The organism is Mesorhizobium subarcticum (assembly GCF_055456085.1).
In genome coordinates this window covers 4,854,512-4,870,801 of sequence record NZ_CM144237.1, presented here as the reverse complement: position 1 = coordinate 4,870,801, position 16,290 = coordinate 4,854,512, and the positions used below count along the sequence as shown (strand labels likewise).

At 61.5% G+C, this 16,290-nt stretch carries 14 protein-coding genes and 1 pseudogene; 9 read left to right on the top strand and 6 right to left on the bottom strand.

What is annotated here, in order from left to right:
* Positions 1–18: 18 nt before the first annotated feature.
* Positions 19–1,551 carry an acyl-CoA carboxylase subunit beta gene (locus ACZYHG_RS23650; RefSeq protein WP_464610621.1) on the bottom strand — a complete coding sequence of 511 codons (1,533 nt, stop codon included), beginning with the start codon at positions 1,549–1,551 and terminating at the stop codon, positions 19–21.
* 404 nt (positions 1,552–1,955) lie between these two features.
* On the opposite strand from ACZYHG_RS23650, the gene ACZYHG_RS23645 reads away from it, so the two are divergent.
* A complete protein-coding gene (locus ACZYHG_RS23645) occupies positions 1,956–3,380 on the top strand; it encodes a DEAD/DEAH box helicase (RefSeq protein WP_464610620.1) in 1,425 nt (474 codons plus the stop codon).
* Between the two features lie 105 nt (positions 3,381–3,485).
* On the opposite strand, the gene ACZYHG_RS23640 is transcribed toward ACZYHG_RS23645, so the two are convergent.
* The gene (locus tag ACZYHG_RS23640) at positions 3,486–4,460 is read right to left on the bottom strand and encodes an alpha/beta hydrolase (protein ID WP_464610619.1); all 975 of its coding nucleotides are present in this window, start codon (positions 4,458–4,460) and stop codon (positions 3,486–3,488) included.
* 94 nt (positions 4,461–4,554) lie between these two features.
* A complete protein-coding gene (locus ACZYHG_RS23635; RefSeq protein WP_464610618.1) occupies positions 4,555–5,376 on the bottom strand; it encodes an SDR family oxidoreductase in 822 nt (273 codons plus the stop codon).
* Between the two features lie 224 nt (positions 5,377–5,600).
* On the opposite strand from ACZYHG_RS23635, the pseudogene ACZYHG_RS23630 reads away from it, so the two are divergent.
* From ACZYHG_RS23630 to ACZYHG_RS23605, 6 genes and pseudogenes are all read left to right on the top strand, one after another.
* A pseudogene (locus tag ACZYHG_RS23630) lies at positions 5,601–6,634 on the top strand (cysteine synthase A).
* Positions 6,634–7,377: an alanyl-tRNA editing protein gene (locus ACZYHG_RS23625; RefSeq protein WP_464610617.1), complete on the top strand. Its 744-nt coding sequence runs from the start codon at positions 6,634–6,636 to the stop codon at positions 7,375–7,377. Before ACZYHG_RS23630 ends, ACZYHG_RS23625 begins: the two are co-directional and overlap by 1 nt.
* 40 nt (positions 7,378–7,417) lie before the next feature.
* A complete protein-coding gene (sseA, locus tag ACZYHG_RS23620) occupies positions 7,418–8,269 on the top strand; it encodes a 3-mercaptopyruvate sulfurtransferase (RefSeq protein WP_464610616.1) in 852 nt (283 codons plus the stop codon).
* A gap of 5 nt (positions 8,270–8,274) precedes the next feature.
* On the top strand, positions 8,275–8,838 hold the full coding sequence (locus tag ACZYHG_RS23615) for a GNAT family N-acetyltransferase (RefSeq protein WP_027056977.1): 564 nt from the start codon (positions 8,275–8,277) through the stop codon (positions 8,836–8,838).
* A gap of 118 nt (positions 8,839–8,956) precedes the next feature.
* Positions 8,957–9,514 carry an OmpA family protein gene (locus ACZYHG_RS23610; protein WP_464610615.1) on the top strand — a complete coding sequence of 186 codons (558 nt, stop codon included), beginning with the start codon at positions 8,957–8,959 and terminating at the stop codon, positions 9,512–9,514.
* A gap of 174 nt (positions 9,515–9,688) precedes the next feature.
* Entirely contained in the window at positions 9,689–10,156 is a 468-nt protein-coding gene (locus ACZYHG_RS23605; protein ID WP_464610614.1) for a DUF1203 domain-containing protein, read from the top strand.
* 223 nt (positions 10,157–10,379) lie between these two features.
* On the opposite strand, the gene ACZYHG_RS23600 is transcribed toward ACZYHG_RS23605, so the two are convergent.
* Positions 10,380–11,672, bottom strand: coding sequence for an outer membrane protein (locus tag ACZYHG_RS23600; RefSeq protein WP_464610613.1), 1,293 nt, complete (start codon positions 11,670–11,672; stop codon positions 10,380–10,382).
* A gap of 217 nt (positions 11,673–11,889) precedes the next feature.
* Entirely contained in the window at positions 11,890–13,005 is a 1,116-nt protein-coding gene (ald, locus tag ACZYHG_RS23595) for an alanine dehydrogenase (protein WP_464610612.1), read from the bottom strand.
* 157 nt (positions 13,006–13,162) lie between these two features.
* Between ald and ACZYHG_RS23590 the strand changes: the two genes are divergently transcribed.
* Positions 13,163–13,636, top strand: a complete 474-nt coding sequence (locus ACZYHG_RS23590) for an Lrp/AsnC family transcriptional regulator (protein ID WP_010909317.1) — start codon at positions 13,163–13,165, stop codon at positions 13,634–13,636.
* Between the two features lie 612 nt (positions 13,637–14,248).
* On the opposite strand, the gene ACZYHG_RS23585 is transcribed toward ACZYHG_RS23590, so the two are convergent.
* Complete coding sequence (locus ACZYHG_RS23585; RefSeq protein WP_464610611.1) at positions 14,249–14,830, bottom strand: 5-formyltetrahydrofolate cyclo-ligase; 582 nt, start codon at positions 14,828–14,830, stop codon at positions 14,249–14,251.
* Positions 14,831–15,014: 184 nt separating this feature from the next.
* Here ACZYHG_RS23585 and ACZYHG_RS23580 point away from each other — a divergent pair, with 184 nt between their 5' ends.
* Positions 15,015–16,280, top strand: a complete 1,266-nt coding sequence (locus tag ACZYHG_RS23580) for an NAD(P)/FAD-dependent oxidoreductase (protein WP_464610610.1) — start codon at positions 15,015–15,017, stop codon at positions 16,278–16,280.
* Positions 16,281–16,290: the final 10 nt, after the last annotated feature.

Below are 16,290 nucleotides of genomic sequence, written 5' to 3'. Positions count from 1 at the left end.
GCAACTCGGCCGTCAATACTACAACGGGATGTTGTCGTGCTTCTTCCAGGGGTTCTGCATGTCCTTGTTGCGCAGCATGCGCAGCGCCCGCGCGATGCGGCGGCGGGTCGAGTGCGGCATGATCACCTCATCGACATAACCGCGCTCGGCGGCGACAAAAGGCGACAGGAAGCGATCCTCGTAAGCCTTTGTATGGGCTGCGATCTTTTCCGCGTCGCCAATGTCCTTGCGGTAGATGATCTCGACCGCGCCCCTGGCTCCCATCACCGCGATCTGTGCAGTGGGCCATGCATAGTTCATGTCGCCGCGCAGATGTTTTGAGGCCATGACGTCATAGGCGCCGCCATAGGCTTTGCGGGTGATAACGGTGATCTTCGGCACGGTCGCCTCGGCATAGGCGAACAACAATTTCGCGCCGTGCTTGATCAGCCCGCCATATTCCTGCGCGGTGCCGGGCAGGAAGCCGGGGACATCGACAAAGGTGACGATGGGGATCGAAAAACAGTCGCAGAAACGCACGAAGCGGGCCGCCTTACGGCTGGCATCGGAATCGAGCACGCCGGCCAGCACCATCGGCTGGTTGGCGACGAAGCCGACCGTGCGGCCTTCGACGCGCCCGAAGCCGGTGACGATGTTTTTGGCGAAGTTCTGCTGGATTTCGAAGAAGTCGCCTTCATCGGCAACCTTCAGGATCAGTTCCTTGATGTCATAGGGTTTGTTGGCGTTGTCGGGGATCAGCCGGTCGAGCGACAGATCATGGTCGGTTACCGACTGGTAGCATTCGATCTCGGGAAGCTCTGATGTGTTGGAGGCGGGCAAGAGATCGACCAGCCGGCGCATCTGCAAGAGCGCCTCGACGTCATTGTCATAGGCGCCATCGGCGATCGAGGATTTCGTCGTGTGTACGGAGGCCCCGCCGAGGCTCTCGGCCGTGACCGTCTCGTTGGTGACGGTCTTCACCACATCCGGCCCGGTGACGAACATGTAGGAGGTGTCGCGCACCATGAAGATGAAGTCGGTCATGGCAGGCGAATAGACATCGCCGCCCGCGCACGGACCCATGATCACCGAAATCTGCGGAATGACGCCGGAGGCCAGCACATTGCGCTGAAAGATCTCGGCATAGCCGCCAAGGGCTGCCACGCCCTCCTGGATGCGCGCGCCGCCAGCATCGTAGAGGCCGATGATCGGCGCGCGGTTGCGCAGCGCCATTTCCTGAACCTTGATGACCTTTTCGGCATGGGCTTCCGACAGCGAGCCGCCGAACACGGTGAAGTCCTTGGCGAAGAGATAGACCGGGCGGCCGTTGACCGTGCCCCAGCCGGTGACGACGCCATCGCCGGCGATCTTGGTTTTCTCCATGCCGAAATCAGTCGAGCGATGCTCGACATACATGTCGAATTCCTCGAACGAGCCTTCATCGAGAAAAACCTCGATGCGTTCACGCGCGGTGAGCTTGCCCTTATTGTGCTGGGCGTCGATGCGCGCCTGACCACCACCCATGCGGGCGATCTCGCGGCGCCGCTCGAGTTCCTTCAGCACGTCCTTCATCGTTCGGTCCCCAGATGGAAGCTGCATTTGTGGTAATGATGCCCGTCGGGGAGCGCAAGCGTTGGCTTTGGTCGGTTTTTGCTGCGCTGCAGCATGACGCCCCTTGCATTCCGGGGCGAACTCAGCCATATGCAGCCCATAGGCGCTTGGGCCGGGAGATTCCGGCCTTCTCGACAAATGAGACTGGTTGCGTCTGTTTTCCCTCTTTCCGGCAAATCGGCCCCCGATTGGTTGGCAAGGCGGTGAAAAAGCCCCGTGGCATGATGCCTGCGGGCACGACAGCGCAGCCGAGTGGACGTTAGCGTCCGCCCGCCTTGTCGTTTCATATCAAATTTTTCGACGGCAGGTTGCGCCCTGCCGCCATCGATGTTTGCGGCCAAGAAGCCGCGTGAAAGAAGACTATTTTGACCAACGAAAACACATTGCCCGGCAACGACACCGCGGAACTCACCGGTTTCGCGGCGCTGGGAATTACGGGTGCGCTGCTCAAGGCCACCCACAATGCCGGCTTCGCCGAACCGAAACCGATCCAGATGCAGGCGATCCCGCCGCAGCTGGAAGGCCGTGACATTTTCGGCATCGCGCAGACGGGTTCCGGCAAGACCGCGGCCTTTGCACTGCCGATTCTGTCAAAGATCATCGCGCTCGGCACCAAGCGGCGCGCCAAGACGACCCGTGCGCTGATCCTGGCGCCGACCCGCGAACTCGCCGTGCAGATCGAAGACACCATCAAGATCCTCGCAAAAGGCCAGCATGTCTCGACCGCTCTGGTGCTGGGCGGCGTCTCGCGCTTCAGCCAGGTGAAGAAGGTTGCTCCCGGCGTCGACATCCTCATTGCCACGCCAGGCCGGTTGACCGACCTGGTGCGCGAGGGCGACCTCATCCTCTCCGACACCAAATGGCTGGTGCTGGACGAGGGCGACCGCATGCTCGACATGGGTTTCATCAACGACGTCAAGCGCATTGCCAAGGCGACCGCGCCTGATCGCCAGACGGCGCTGTTCTCGGCCACCATGCCCGACGAGATCGCCGAGCTGGCCAAGGGCCTCCTGAAGAACCCCGTGCGCATCGAAGTCTCGCCGCAGAGCACCGCGGCCGCCGAGATCGTGCAGGGCGTCGTCTTCGCCCGCACCAAGCAGAAGCGCCAGGTTCTGTCGACCATGCTCGCCGACGAGGCGATGAAGTCCGTCATCATCTTTTCGCGCACCAAGCATGGCGCCGACCGGGTGACCAAGGACCTCGAGCGCGACGGCTTCAAGGCCGCCGTCATTCATGGCAACAAGTCGCAGAACGCCCGTCAGAAGGCGCTCAACGACTTCCGTGAGGGCTCGGTGCGCATTCTGGTCGCGACCGATATCGCCGCGCGCGGCATCGACGTCCCCGGCATCAGCCATGTCGTGAATTTCGATCTGCCGGACGAAGCCGAAAGCTATGTCCACCGCATCGGCCGTACCGGCCGCAACGGTATGGACGGCATCGCGATCACGCTTTGCGATCCTTCCGAGAACAGCAAGCTGCGCCAGGTCGAGCGCATCATCCGCACCAAGCTGCCGATCGTTGCCGACCATCTCGGCAGCCCCGATCCGCAGCGCAATCCGGCTGAAAAGAACGAGCGCTTCGAGCCCGCCAATGATCGCAACGACCGTAACGGTCGCCGCGATGGCAGGCGCCCGGGCGGCGAGAACAAGGGCAACGGTTTTGGCAAGAAGCGCTTCGGCGACAAGCCGGCCTTTGCCGGTGAGCGCAAGCCGGAAGGCGCCAAGCCGGCCTTCAAGGGCAACAACAAGCGCCGCTTCGGCGGCAAGCGTCCGGCAGCGCGCGCTGCTTGACCCATCATCCGTTGGGACGGACCAGTCGGTCCGGCCTGACTGACGGTGACTGAAAGAAAGGGCGGCTGAAGCGATGCTTCAGCCGCCCTTTTTCGTCTGAGAACCTCACTTCGCCACCGCCTCGATCCAGACGGCAATCCGTTGTGCAAGGAAAGCCGTGGTCGACGACGACAGCGCGTCGCCGGCAATGACGTGATTGTCGGGATCGCCAGAGCTTTCGATAGGGACCAGCTCATGCGCGCCTCCCCAGCGGGCGGCGATCTCACGCGTGCGGTCGGGCCGCACCACTTTGTCCATGTCCGAGAAGATGAACAAGGCCGGGATATCCGCCTTCTCCACTGGCGCGCCATAGGCAAGTTCCGTCAGCGCCTGCATCGGCATCGTCGCGGCGATCGGATATTTTGGGGTCCAGAATTTCTCGTGCAGTGCGTTGCGCGGCACGAAGCTGCGTTCCTTGCCGGCAACGAGTTCGGCGATCCGTTTGCCCCATGGCATGGTCAGGATCTCGGCACCGGACGCCTTCACGCCGAAATTGGGCGAGATGAACGCAATGGCCGCCACCCCATCCGAAGCGCCGGGCTGTGTTGCCGCCCATGCCGCCAGCGAACCGCCGGTCGAGGTCGAGATGACGATCACCTTGTCGCCGATTGCCCGGCCGATGGCGAGCGCCTCCTCATAGTCGTTGATCCAGGCATTGACGCTGCCTTGCGTCATCGCCGCGCCGTCCTGCCCGTGTCCGGTAAGGCGGGTGTAGAACAGGTTGGCGTCGAGCTGGTCGGCCACATCGTCGGGCAGGGGGCGGACCTCGCCCTTCGAAGCGGAAAAGCCGTGGATATAGACGATCGACAGCGGCGTCCTGGCATGCACCATCGGATCGGCCCAGACGATCTCCTTCTCCAGCCCGTCGCGGATGCCGGGCACGGCGGCCTCCACCTTGGCCACATAGGCCTGCGGATCGTCACCGATGACGGAGGGATCGAAGCGGATCGTGGTGTCGACGGGAACGCGTGGGCCAAGCACGAAGGCCAGGGCAAGGATGGTGACGAGACCCAGCACAGCAAGCACGATCCGTCGCCCCATGGCAAACTCCACGCAAGATGATCTCAACGTATGGCGGCGGCCGCAATCAGGCAACGGCCGGCCGGTGCGCGGCACACAACAATTCGGCGGCGTACTATTTGCCTGGTGGCTTGCGCTCATAGTGCAGCGGCCGCGCCTTCCAGCTGGTCATCAAGCTGATCACGCCTCTGCACATCGGCCTGGGCAACAGGCTGAGAAATTTCAGCGGCCAGCTTGTCCGGTATGGAAAGGTGACTTCGAAGCCACCGGACTTGATGCCTTTCACCATACGGCGCGTCGCACGGCTGACCGGCATCAGGCCGGGCATCGGCAGCATGTTCTTTTCGGTCAGCGGCGTGTCGACAAAACCGGGGTTTATCACCTGGACGCGGATGTTCATCTTGTCGAAATCGTACTTCAGCGACTCGGCCAGGATGTTGATCGCTGCCTTGGTCCCGCCATAGGCGGCCGTGGTCGGCCAGCCGAAATAGGCGGTGACCGATCCAACGAGCACGACATGGCCGCGCGACCGAACGCGCATATATTCCACGACCGGCACCAACCCGTTGATGATGCCGAAATAATTGACCTCGAAGGAGCGGCGAAAATCCTTGACGACGAGAGCCTCTCCAGGCGTCGAAATGTAGTTTCCAGCATTGAAGATGGCGAGCACGATCGGGCCGAGTTCGTTCTCGATCGCGGCAACCGTTCTTGCCATGCGCGGCTCGTCGCTGACGTCGCAGGGAAAAGCCGTGACGCTGCCCGGCATCTGCGCGGTCTCGACGATGAGCGTATCGATCGGATCGTCGTCGAGCGCCGTCACCGCCACCGCATAGCCCTGGGACGCTAGGTCCCTGGCCAGCGAGCGGCCAATGCCGCTTGAGCCGCCCGTGACCCAGGCGACGCCATGTTTCGGATCGGCCCGATAGAGTGTCATGCTGTGCCCTGTCACTTGTTGGTGTCTTGCTCTAGCGACGAAGGAATCGAATGAAAAGAGTGCTTTTCGACGCCAGGTGCAAATGAACTGTGCGATATCCACCCGGTCTTGGGGGTGTCCATGCACGGCTGTGCTGGAAATGCGACTGGACCAGACAAATTCTTGCCTTGAAACCGAAGCGTCGGGTTTCTAGGGTTTCGGCGCATGCACACAAGGAATCCTGAATGCCTCGTTCTGTGATCGACGCGATCGGCAACACGCCTCTGATCCGCCTCAACAAAGCGTCCGAAGAAACCGGCTGCGAGATACTGGGCAAGGCCGAGTTCATGAATCCGGGACAGTCGGTCAAGGATCGCGCAGGCCTGTTCATCATCCGCGACGCCCAACAGCGTGGCCTGTTGCAGCCGGGCGGCGTCATCGTCGAGGGCACGGCCGGCAACACCGGCATCGGGTTGACGCTGGTCGCCAAGGCGCTGGGATACCGCACCGTCATCGTCATTCCCGATACGCAGAGCCAGGAGAAGAAGGACACGATCAGGCTGCTTGGCGCCGAGCTGATCGAGGTGCCGGCTGTGGCGTACAAAAACCCCAACAACTACGTGAAGCTGTCGGGGCGGTTGGCTGAGCAACTTGCGCGGACCGAACCGAATGGTGCCATCTGGGCCAACCAGTTCGACAATGTCGCCAATCGCGACGGCCATATCCGCACCACCGCCGAGGAAATCTGGAACCAGACGGGTGGCAAGGTCGACGGTTTCGTCTCGGCGGTTGGGTCGGGGGCACGCTTGCCGGTGTCGCTTTCGGACTGAAGGCCAGGAGCAAGGACGTCAAGATAGCGCTCGCCGATCCGCTGGGTGCGTCACTCTACAATTTCTACACCAGCGGCGAATTGAAGGCCGAAGGCAGTTCGATCACCGAAGGCATCGGGCAGGGGCGCATTACCGCAAATCTCGAAGGATTCACCCCGGATTTCTCCTTCCAGATCACGGACGAGGACGCATTGCCGATCGTCTTCGACCTGATCCAGGAAGAAGGTCTTTGCGTCGGCGGCTCGACCGGCATCAACATTGCCGGCGCGATCCGGCTGGCCAGGGAATTGGGTCCCGGCCACACCATCGTGACCATTCTTTGCGACTACGGCACGCGCTACCAGTCGAAGCTGTTCAATCCGGAATTCCTGCGCGAGAAGAATTTGCCGGTGCCGGGCTGGATGGAACTGAAGAGCACCATTTCGGTGCCGTTCGAAAAGGTGGCTTGATGGCGCACAAGACGCAAGCGCTGTTTCGCGATGACGCCTATCTCAGCTCGACCGACGCCACGGTTGTCGCCATCAACGATCGCAACGGCATCATTCTCGACCGCACCATCTTCTACGCCACGTCGGGCGGCCAACCCGGCGATACCGGCTATCTCGAACGTGCCGATGGCAGCCGCATCGCCATTGCCGCCACGATCACGGGTGAGACCAAGGACGAGATCATCCACGTACCGGGGCCGGAGCAGGCAGTGCCAGGGGTTGGCGAGCGGGTGAAACTCGCCATCGACTGGGAACGTCGGCACCTGCTGATGCGCATGCACGCGGCTTGCCACCTGCTCACGGTCGTCTGCCCGTTCCCGATCACCGGTGCTTCCGTTTCAGAGGATGACAGCCGTGTCGATTTCGACATTCCGGACGCCAGCTTCAACAAGGAGGAGGTGACGGCGAGCCTGATGGATCTGGTGCACGCCGATCACCCGATTTTCACCAGGCTGATCAGTGACGAGGAACTCGCCGCGAACCCTGGCTTGGTGAAGTCGAAGAATGTCCGGCCGCCGGTCGGCACCGGCAGGATCCGCCTGGTCTGCATCGGCGAGAATGGCGCGGTCGACAGCCAGCCCTGCGGTGGCACACATGTGAAAAGCACCGGCGAAATCGGTGAAATCCACATCGGCAAGATCGAAAAGAAGGGCCGTGAGAACAGGCGCTTCCGCATCCGCTTTGGCCCGATGCCGGCGGCCTGACACGCAACGCTTTGCTTCACTCGAGATAGCGAGAACCAAAATGGCCGAAGACAGTCCCTTCACCGTCGATGCGGACTGGCTGCAGCAGCGCCTGGGCCAGCCTGGTCTGACGGTCATAGATGCGTCGTGGTACCTGCCGGCGCAAAAACGCGACGCGCGCGCCGAGTATGAAGCAGCCCACATTCCAGGCGCGCGATTCCTGGATCAGGATGCAGTTTCGGATCCGGAGGCCGCCTTGCCGCATACGCTGCCGTCACCGCAGCATTTTGCCCAGTATGTCGGTGCAATGGGCGTTTCGGCCGATGATACCATCGTCGTTTATGACGGCCCGGGCTTCTTCTCGGCCCCTCGCGCATGGTGGATGTTTCGTGTCATGGGCGTTTTTCAGGTCTACATACTGGACGGTGGTTTCGATGGCTGGAAGGCGGCCGGCCGGCCTGTAACGGCCGAACCCACGAAGATCGCGCCAAACGTGTTTCACGCCGATTTCGACGCTGGTCGTGTCGCCAGCCTTGCCGACATGCGCCGGATCGTCGATACCAGCGCCAGTCAGATCGCCGATGCCCGTGGACCGGGCCGCTTCACTGGGGCTGAGCCAGAGCCCCGAGCGGGTATCCGCTCCGGCCACATGCCAGGCGCGCGCAATGTGCCGTACTCCGCACTGTCGGAAAACGGCGTGTTGTTGTCGAAGGACCGTTTGCGCAAGGTGTTCGAGGAGGCCGGCATTGACCTCTCGAAGTCCGTCGTCACATCTTGCGGCTCCGGAGTCACCGCCGCGGTGATCACTCTGGCGCTGGAGACGCTTGGCCACACCGACAACAGGCTCTATGACGGCTCATGGACCGAGTGGGGCGGGCTCTCCGACACGCCTGTCGTGACCGGCAAGGAATAAACACGATGCAAAACGGCGTGCTGGAAGACATAGAAGTCACCGTTACATTTCTTGAGATGCATGTGCCGCCCACCTATACGCCGCCGGTGCCCTATAACAGGCAGGTCGCGCTGCTGAAGACCAAGGACATCCCCTTGCATTTCTACCGCTATTTGATGGACCGGGTCGGCCGCAAATGGCATTGGGTGAATGTTCTGAGGCTGGACGACGACGAGCTTTCGGCTGGCATCCACCGCGAGGACCGCGACATCCGGGTGCTCTACCTCGACGGTGCGCCAGCAGGGTTCTTTGACCTCAAGCCGCATCTGCCGGAAGAAGTGGAACTCGCCTATTTCGGCATGATGGAACATGCCACTGGCCTGGGCCTCGGCCGCTGGTTCCTCGGCTCGGCGATTGCCGCCGCATGGTCGTATGGGCCGAAGCGAGTGACGGTGCAGACCTGCACGCTCGATCATCCGGCGGCTCTGCCGCTCTACCAGAAGCTCGGTTTTGCACCGGTGGCGCAAAAGAAAGAGACTGTACATCCGCTGCCGTTCCTCGAGCGCTCGGCCAGCGTCATGCGGCCCTGATTTTAACCGGAATCCGACGCCAGCCGGGGATCCTGAACCCGTCGTTCATCGCCGCTTCAGCCTGCCTTTGGCATGTTGCCCGCACCATCAATGCGGCTGACGCCGAAGGAGAAGAGACATGCTGACCCGCCGTACACTTGCCGCCGCGCTGATCGCAGCGATTGCCCCGCCGAGCCTTGCTGCAGCCCAGGCGACAACGCCTTCGGCCGCGACGATCGAGCGCAAGCTCGAGGCAGCACCGCGGGTGAAGCTGCGGCCGAACGAACGTGTCACCATCCGCGAATTCAAGCGCCGGCCGGATCTGCGCCGCATGGCGCGCTCCATCGACATCCAGTCGATCAATTTCGCCTTCGGCTCGGCCGCCATTTCCAGTTCGCAATACGACAAGATCGAGAATATCGCAGACGCGCTGCAGCGCATCCTGCGTCGCGATCCCGGCGCCCGCGTGCTGATCGAGGGGCATACCGACGCCGTCGGCTCCTTCCAGTCGAACCAGGTGTTGTCGGAACAGCGCGCCGCTTCGCTGAAGCGCACGCTGGTGCGCGAATTCGGCGTGCCCGGCTATGCACTGGAGACAGTCGGCTACGGGGAGGAGTTTCTGCTCGTGCCGACGCAGAACGAAAACTGGCAGAATCGCCGCGTAACGCTGCGCCGCTTCGACGATTTTATCCGCTGATACGCAAGCGCTCCTATGAATTTATTAGTCGGCCTATCATTGATCATTCAGTCGAGCCAAGCGCGTCAGGATCGATTGTAGAACGCCGATCGGTCCTTCGTCACTTGGCAGGAATTGGGTGGGAAGTTTCGGTCTGAGTGAATAATTTCCGCCAGCCACACCGGAGATTTCACCATGACCATTCAGTTCAAAGCACTGCCGACCCAGGATGTCAGGGCCCTGCAGTTCGGCGGCCCGGATGCCTACGGCCACACGCCCGAGCGAAAGATTTCTGACGGTGACGGCATGCCTTGCCGGCACTGTCTGAAGAACATCGCCGCGGGCGACGCCTATCTCATTTTGGCTTACCGGCCATTTCCGGACCTTCAGCCCTATGCTGAAACCGGGCCGATTTTTCTGCATGCCGAGGAATGCGGCCGCGCCAACGAGACCGGGGCGCTTCCCGAGATTCTCGAAAGCCCGGACTACATTGTGCGCGGCTATGGCAGGGATGACCGCATCGTCTATGGCAGCGGCGGTGTCATCTCGACTGAGACGATTGCTGCGCGGGCCGAGACGCTGTTCGAACGCGACGATATTGCCTACCTGCATGTCCGCTCGGCGCGCAACAATTGTTATCAATGCCGTATCGAGCGCGCATGAGGGGTTGCCGGTAGGAGTTCTGTCGTACTCCCGTCGCATAGAGGCGATACAAGGCGAGTGTCGATCGATTGGCCGACCGCGGATGAACCGGCGGCAATCTCGATATCGAGGAAGCGGGGCTTTGGCTCCGCTTTTTTGTTGCCTGTCTCTTTTCAGCCATTTGCCGAACATCAAAAAAGCCCGCCGGCAATGCCGACGGGCCGAAACTTTTTGCCTGGAGGGCTTAGTTGAACTTGTACTTGGCGCCGATGCGAACGGTCTGGAACGAAGCCTTGTCGGTCAGCGTACCATCAGGCGCACCGAATTCGGACGAGAAGTCCTTCTTGCCGAACTGCGAATAGCGGTATTCGATGCCCACGGTCATGTTGCTGGAGACTGCCGTTTCGAGGCCGCCACCGATCGTGAACCCGCTCTTGCCCCAGTCGATTATGTCGCCGATCGGATCCGAGGCCTTCAGGTCGAAATGCTGGTAGCTGTAGCCGCCGATGACATAGGCCAGGGTCGATTCGTTGACCTTGGCGCCAACGCGGGCCAGAGCATCGAAGCCGTAATCGTTGTCGAGCTTGATCGATCCGCCAAGGATGTCGAGTTTCGAACGAATTCCGGAATAGCTGCCATCAAGCTGTACACCGGCAACCCAGCTGCCGAAATCGTAGTCGTAGCCAACGCTGGCTTCACCGAACACGCCTTCGCTGCCAATGCCATTGAGATCGAGAGTCCCGCCGCCAAGGTTGACGCCAAGGTCATGTACTGCGGTGCCCGCGCCAAGCGCGCCACCGACATAGAAGCCGGTCCAGTTGTATGCCGGTGCCGAGAAGGGAGCGCCACCGCCGTTCTGACCGCCAAAGCGATAGTTCGCGGCGATGTGGAAGGTGTGGGTGGACGGCTCGAGGTTCAGCGACGTGGGGCCCAAATCAAGCACCGACTTGTCGCCATAATTGGCATAGCGATATTCGGTCTTGAGGGTCCAGTTTCCACGCAACACGGTTTCCATGCCGGCACCGAGCACATAGCCGCTGCGGTTCTCGGTGAAGCTGAGCCCATCGAGACCGCCCGAACCATCAAGCTTGAAACGCTGCCAGCTGTAACCGCCAAGCACATAGCCGAGCGTGCTGGGGTTCAGTAGATAGCCAACGCGCACGCCAGCTTCGAAGCCGTAGGAATCAGTAAGGTCGATATCGGCGCCTGGAACGCTGAGCGACGGGCCGATATTGCCGAAATTGCCGTCGATGAAGCCGCCAAGCAGAAAACGTTCCGAGACCATGTAATCATAGCCGGCCGTCAATTCGCCAAAACCGCCATTGCCGCCAAGGCCGTTGAAGTCGACCAGAGGGTCTACGCTGATCTTGTGTACGCTGGAGCCAAAGCCGCCGCCAATGCCGATATAGGCGCCACTCCAGTTAAACCCCGATGCTTCCACTGGCTGAACCATGTCAGCCGCATGGGCAGCAGACATCAAAGCCACGGCAGAAACAGCACCCAACAGAAAAGATTTCGCAGAAACGCGAACGAACATAGCCCCATACCCCTTAGTCAATAAGCCCAAAACGTCTCTAGCGGGGCTCGACTAATTTAGGAATGACAAAAATGCAACAATGATAGGCAAAGTGCCTTGCTGCACATCTTGGGCGATCAATATGCCCGACAAACGGGCCTTGCGGCGGCCGATCCGGCTAACAAAAAACCCGCCGGAATGAACCGGCGGGTTGACGGGAGGAAACTCGTAAGTTGGATCAGGCGGCGAGAACTGCTTTCGGCTCGACCAGCTCGTAACCGAGCGCGTCTGCGACCGCGCGGTTGGTGATCTTGCCCTTGTGCACGTTGAGGCCGTTGCGCAGGTGGTGGTCGTCGATTAGCGCCTTCAGGCCCTTGTCGGCGAGTTGCAGGCCGTAGTGCAGCGTCGCGTTGTTGAGCGCATGGGCCGAGGTGACCGGCACAGCGCCTGGCATGTTGGCAACGCAATAGTGGATGACGCCATCGACTTCGTAGGTCGGCTCGGCGTGTGTCGTCGCATGCGAGGTCTCGAAGCAGCCGCCTTGGTCGATGGCGACGTCGACCAGCACCGAGCCCTTCTTCATGCCCGACAGCATTTCGCGGGTGACGAGCTTGGGTGCGGCAGCGCCGGGGATCAGCACGGCGCCAACGACGATGTCGGCCGAGAAGCATTCTTCCTCAAGCGCCTCGACGGTCGAATAACGGGTGTGCACACGGCCGGCAAAGAGGTCGTCGAGCTGGCGCAGGCGCGGGATCGAACGGTCGATGATGGTGACGTCGGCGCCAAGGCCGGCCGCCATGCGGGCCGCATGCAGGCCGACAACGCCGCCGCCGAGCACGGTGACCTTGCCGGGCAGCACGCCGGGCACGCCGCCGAGCAGCACACCGCGGCCGCCATTGGCCTTCTGCAGCGCCGTGGCGCCGGCCTGGATCGACAGACGGCCGGCGACTTCCGACATCGGCGCGAGCAGCGGCAGGCCGCCGCGGTCGTCGGTCACGGTCTCGTAGGCGATCGCGGTGACGCCGGAAGCGAGCAGGCCCTTGGTCTGCTCCGGATCCGGAGCCAGATGAAGATAGGTGTACAGAATCTGGCCGTCGCGCAACTGTGCCCATTCGTTGGGCTGTGGCTCCTTGACCTTGACGATCATGTCCGACTTGGCGAACACGTCGGCGGCGGTTTTCGCGATAGTGGCGCCGGCCGCGCGATAGGCATTGTCATCGGCGCCGATGCCGGCACCGGCGCCAGTCTCGACCAGCACTTCGTGGCCGTGCGCAACGTATTCACGCACCGAGCCGGGCGTAAGGCCGACGCGGTATTCGTGGTTCTTGATTTCCTTGGGGCAGCCGACGCGCATTTTCTTCTCCTGATCCGGGCCCTTTTGGGCTCACTCCCTGTATAGGTGAAGTGAACCATGAATCGGGCTGCAGGTGTTTGCGAATGCGCTTGCGCAGGAAGGCCTGTTTCGATAATCCTTGCGCGAAATCGCAGAATATCAGCAGGATTCACGAAAAATGCCGCTCGACAGGATCGATATCGCCATTCTGGAGACTTTGCAGAAGGATGGCCGGATACCCAATGCGGCGCTTGCCGAAAAGGTCGGCCTGTCGCAATCGGCCTGTTCGCGCCGGCTAGATAATCTCGAGAAATCCGGAACCATTCGCGGCTACCACGCCCGGCTTTCCAATGCGGCGCTCGGTCATCAGATGACGGCGATCGTGCATATATCGCTGTCGGGCCAGTTCGAGAAGACGCTGTCGGATTTCGAAGCGGCGATCAAGCGCTGCCCCAATGTGCTGTCCTGCCATCTGATGTCGGGCGAATACGATTATATCCTGCGCATCGCGGCGAAGGACCTGGTCGACTATGAGCGCATCCACAAGGAATGGCTGTCGGCCATGCCGCATGTAACGAAGATTAATTCGTCATTCGCCTTGCGTGAGATCGTCGACCGCACGGCGATGGGTATGAAGCCGGAAATGGCTTAACGCCAAAGGCCGATCCGGCACCCCAATTTTGACCGCTTAACTTTACGGCTCCGCTTATTGGTCGAGCGTCATATCTGCTCGGCCAGGGCAGAGGGCATTATATTGCTCAAGGGCCTCGCCATAACTAGAGACGGTAGACCCATTGAGTGGGCCATATTTGCTGCTTACTATGAGGTAATTAGCACCGTATTCTGCAGGATGCTTCCGCTTGCCAAGGAACCGAAGCCGACCCATTCCAATATATAGCATTGTGAACCATCCGCTCACACAATCACCTTCAATATGATCTGTAAGGTACTTTTCGTCTCCTTCGTCAAGTTTCACTTTTATGACCGCGTGGCGCGTGCCTATTCCAGAGCTGCTGAGAATATCGACCTCATCCCCGACGCGCGGTCCGGACACCAACTTGCCGCCCGCAAAAGCCGGAGTTGCAATGCTTAATGAAAGCGAAAAAACGAAGATAGTTCTACAGAGATATCGCATCGTATCCTCCTCCTAAAGAGCGACGCACACTGTTGGATCCGCCTAGAGCGAATGTCGAAACGGTCCTCCGCAGAGTGACATTTGCGCTGCTGCGCGGCGGAAATATGGGCAATTTTCCGAAACAGGCTCTTAGGCCTCGGTGACAATTCGGTCCATCGCAATGTCATGCGGCTGCGGATAGATGGTGGCGATGCGCTGCAGTTCGTAGCCGACGCCGATGACCAGCGGCTTGAACGGCATGGCCGCCAGCGTGCGATCGAAGAAGCCGCCGCCATAGCCCAGCCGGTAGTTTGCCGGGTCAATGCCGACGATCGGCGAGATGACGATGTCCGGCAACACCCAATCACCCCCGGCTGGGACCGGAATGTTCCAGATACCTTTTTCCAGCCGGTCGCCCGCTTTGTAGGCCCGGAAAATCAGCGGCTGTCCTTTCTCGATGACAATGGGCAGTGCGGTGCGGCCGCCGCGTTCATTGACGGATGTCATCCATGGCCGCAAATCCGGCTCGCCCCTAAACGGCCAGTAGAGGCTCACCATGCGGCCGGCGATCTCGCCGATGATCGCATCAAGGCCTTCGGCAATGCGTTGCGACATGGCGGTGCGTGCGTCCGCCGGCACTGCGAGACGCGCCGCGATCAGTCGCTCGCGCTCGGCCTTGCGCCAGCGCCTGACGTCGGCCCAGTCCTTGGCGTCGTCATGACCGTTGGCCATGCCTCACTCCCGTGATCTCGTTTCGGGGAGGCTATACCCCCTATGAGCCCGCGGACACGTGCATTCACGACATGGGAAGGCGAGCTCTGGGCAGCCCTTGGTGCAGGGCAGCCTTGCACGCCACGACGTTGTTGCAATGCACAAAAACCACTACATAACTGGCAGACAAACCGGGGTGAATGAGATGAGTGAAGCCAGCCATCATGTCGTCGTTGTCGGCGCGGGTTTCGGCGGTCTCGAATGCACCCGCGCGCTGTCAGGCACTCCGGTGCGCATCACCATGATCGACAAGCGCAACCATCATCTCTTCCAGCCGCTGCTTTACCAGGTAGCGACGACCGCGCTGGCAACCTCCGAGGTTGCCTGGCCAATCCGCCATCTCCTGCGCAAGCGCAAGGACGTGACGACACTGCTGGCCAACGTCACCGGCGTCGACCGTGCCGGTAAACGCGTGCTGCTCGATGATGGCAGCGCCGTCGCTTACGACACGCTGGTGCTCGCCACCGGCGCGCGCCACGCCTATTTCGGCCACGACGAATGGGAGCCTTTCGCGCCGGGCCTGAAGACGCTGGAGGACGCCACCACCATTCGGCGGCGCATTCTGCTGGCCTTCGAGCAGGCCGAGCGGGAAACCGATCCCGCCAAACGCCAGGCGCTGCTGACCATTGCGATCGTCGGCGGTGGGCCGACCGGCGTGGAACTGGCCGGCACCATCGCCGAGCTGGCGCATGAGACGCTGCGCGGCGAGTTCCGCAACATCGATACGCGGCAAACGCGCGTGGTGCTGATCGAGGCCGGCGACCGCATCCTTGCCAATTTCGCGCCAAAACGCTCCGACTATGCAAGCAAGGCGCTCGAACGCCTCGGCGTGACGGTCGAGCTCGGGCGGGCTGTCACGCGCTGCGATGCCGAGGGCGTCGTCTTCGGCGACAAGCAATTGGCGGCCCGAACGATCCTGTGGGCAGCCGGCGTTGCCGCTTCGCCCGCCGCCGAATGGCTGGGGGCGAAGGCGGACCGCGCGGGCAGGGTGCTCGTCGAGCCTGGCCTCAGCGTGCCCGGCAGTCCGGAGATTTTCGTCATCGGCGACGCCGCCCTCGTGCTGCGGCCGGATGGACGGCCGGTACCCGGTGTAGCGCCTTCCGCCAAGCAGGAGGGCCGACATGTTGCAGCCACCATCAAGGCCAGGCTCGGCGGTGACAATGCCGCGCGGCCATTTCGCTACAAACACGCCGGCGATCTGGCGACGATCGGCAAACGCGCCGCCGCGATCGATTTCGGCTGGATCAAGCTCACCGGCTGGCTCGCCTGGTGGCTGTGGGGAATTGCGCACATCTATTTTCTGATCGGCTTCCGCAACCGGCTTGCGGTTTCCCTGAGCTGGCTATGGATCTACGTTACGGGCCAGCGCAGCGCCCGGCTGATCACCCAGGGCGACGACGACAAGACCTGACTTCTTCACT

Bases quoted from the DNA above. Each gene is read 5' to 3' on its own strand.
- ACZYHG_RS23650 (WP_464610621.1), bottom strand. From the start codon at position 1,551: ATGAAGGACGTGCTGAAGGAACTCGAGCGGCGCCGCGAGATCGCCCGC.
- ACZYHG_RS23640 (WP_464610619.1), bottom strand. From the start codon at position 4,460: ATGGGGCGACGGATCGTGCTTGCTGTGCTGGGTCTCGTCACCATCCTT.
- ACZYHG_RS23635 (WP_464610618.1), bottom strand. From the start codon at position 5,376: ATGACACTCTATCGGGCCGATCCGAAACATGGCGTCGCCTGGGTCACG.
- ACZYHG_RS23625 (WP_464610617.1), top strand. From the start codon at position 6,634: ATGGCGCACAAGACGCAAGCGCTGTTTCGCGATGACGCCTATCTCAGC.
- sseA (WP_464610616.1), top strand. From the start codon at position 7,418: ATGGCCGAAGACAGTCCCTTCACCGTCGATGCGGACTGGCTGCAGCAG.
- ACZYHG_RS23615 (WP_027056977.1), top strand. From the start codon at position 8,275: ATGCAAAACGGCGTGCTGGAAGACATAGAAGTCACCGTTACATTTCTT.
- ACZYHG_RS23610 (WP_464610615.1), top strand. From the start codon at position 8,957: ATGCTGACCCGCCGTACACTTGCCGCCGCGCTGATCGCAGCGATTGCC.
- ACZYHG_RS23605 (WP_464610614.1), top strand. From the start codon at position 9,689: ATGACCATTCAGTTCAAAGCACTGCCGACCCAGGATGTCAGGGCCCTG.
- ACZYHG_RS23600 (WP_464610613.1), bottom strand. From the start codon at position 11,672: ATGTTCGTTCGCGTTTCTGCGAAATCTTTTCTGTTGGGTGCTGTTTCT.
- ald (WP_464610612.1), bottom strand. From the start codon at position 13,005: ATGCGCGTCGGCTGCCCCAAGGAAATCAAGAACCACGAATACCGCGTC.
- ACZYHG_RS23590 (WP_010909317.1), top strand. From the start codon at position 13,163: ATGCCGCTCGACAGGATCGATATCGCCATTCTGGAGACTTTGCAGAAG.
- ACZYHG_RS23585 (WP_464610611.1), bottom strand. From the start codon at position 14,830: ATGGCCAACGGTCATGACGACGCCAAGGACTGGGCCGACGTCAGGCGC.
- ACZYHG_RS23580 (WP_464610610.1), top strand. From the start codon at position 15,015: ATGAGTGAAGCCAGCCATCATGTCGTCGTTGTCGGCGCGGGTTTCGGC.